The organism is Bradyrhizobium sp. Ken01, from assembly GCF_055807355.1.
In genome coordinates this window covers 1-1,595 of record NZ_JBVVPC010000126.1, presented here as the reverse complement: position 1 = coordinate 1,595, position 1,595 = coordinate 1, and the positions used below count along the sequence as shown (strand labels likewise).

General features: G+C 59.9%; 2 protein-coding genes. One reads left to right on the top strand and one right to left on the bottom strand.

Annotation, left to right across the window (positions count from 1 at the left end; genetic code table 11):
- Positions 1–103: 103 nt before the first annotated feature.
- Positions 104–1,222, top strand: a complete 1,119-nt coding sequence (locus tag AC0L3S_RS38980; RefSeq protein ID WP_473285254.1) for an IS110 family RNA-guided transposase — start codon at positions 104–106, stop codon at positions 1,220–1,222.
- Between the two features lie 183 nt (positions 1,223–1,405).
- Here AC0L3S_RS38980 and AC0L3S_RS38975 read toward each other — a convergent pair.
- Positions 1,406–1,595 (bottom strand): hypothetical protein (locus AC0L3S_RS38975; protein WP_473285252.1); only part of this gene is annotated, 190 nt, incomplete at its 5' end.

The following is a 1,595-nucleotide window of genomic DNA, read 5'->3' as shown; positions in this document are numbered from 1 at the left end:
CTAGACTGTATGTCCCCCCACAAAATGAGGCGACTCACCCTCGATGTTGCGACGAGGGTTGCCCGGATGGACCGGGTAGAGCCTCAAACAAGGAGGGCGAGTCGTGGGTCATCATACCGAGGTCTTTGTCGGAATCGATACGCCAAAATCGCGCAATGCTATAGCCATTGCCGATGGCGGCCGTGGCGGCGAGGTACGATATCTCGGGGAGTTTCCTGCCACGGAGGCAGCGATCCGAAAGCTGGTGGCAAAGCTTGCAGCGAAATGCTGTCAGTTGACGTTTTGCTACGAAGCAGGGCCAACAGGATACGGTCTCTACAGACTGCTCAAGAGCCTCGGCCATGACTGCCTGGTGGTGGCCCCCTCGCTCGTTCCGAAGAAGGCCGGCAATCGAGTGAAGACGAACCGGCGCGATGCGGTAAGCCTCGCCAAGCTGTTGCGCGCGGACGAGCTCACGGCGGTGTGGGTGCCGGACGAGCGCCATGAGGCTATGCGCGATCTCTCGCGCGCCCGTCAAGCAGTGAAGAAGGACCTCCAGGGCAAGCGTCAACAGATCTCGTCATTGATGCTGCGGCTAGGACGCATCTATCCGGGCAAGACAACGTGGGGACCAGCCCACATGAGATGGCTCATGTCGCAGAAGCTCGAGCATCGCGAGCAGCGCATCGCATTCGAAGAGTTACTTGAGGGGATACGCCAGGAAAGTGAGCGGCTGGAGCGTTTGGAAGATGCCATCCGCGAGGTAGTACCCGAGTGGTCGCTCGCCGAGGTTGTGTCGGCCCTGCAGGCGGTGCGTGGGATTGATCTCATTGCGGCTGTGGGGGTGCTGGCTGAGATCGGTGATCTATCCCGCTTTCAAAATCCGCGCGAGTTGATGGGCTATCTGGGTCTGGTGCCCACAGAAAACTCGACTGGCGACCAAGTCAAGCGAGGCGGCATCACCAAAGCCGGTAATGGGCGGGCGCGACGTATTCTTGTAGAGGCGGCCTGGAGCTATCGATATCCGCCGCGCGTGAGCCGAGACAAGCAGCCAAAGGTGGAGGCCGCACCGAGAGTCGCGCGCGAGATTGCGTGGAAAGCGCAAACCAGGCTGTGCGGACGCTTCCGCTCACTCGAGCGGAAGGGCAAGCGGCGAACCGTAATCGTCACGGCGATTGCCCGAGAGCTATCTGCCTTCATTTGGGCGATCAATCGCGAGCTCATGCCACCTCGACAGGCGTGACATCGTTGGGGGCTGTGGACCGCTCGAGTCGTGAGGTGCGCTCGACCGGCCCACAGCCCCCTTTGTTGCAATCAAGATCAGGGGGCAGTCGCAGACATTAATCGTGCAGAAGTGAAGGCGGGACCACGGCAGGGGAAATCCTGAAATCCATTATGTGGCCGATCATCCGATCGACGCCCGACGCTAGACCAGGGACAGCCCCAGACGAAAAAACGGAAATGCGGTATCCAACCCGCGCATCAGAGCCTGTTCACCGACGTCTTTGAGTCCCGCCTTCTCCTCTGCACGATCCATCGGCACAAGAACTTCACGATGAGTCCTCGTGGAGATGAGAAACCGTGCGCTGTGTGCTTGACTGGGGACATCAGAATGG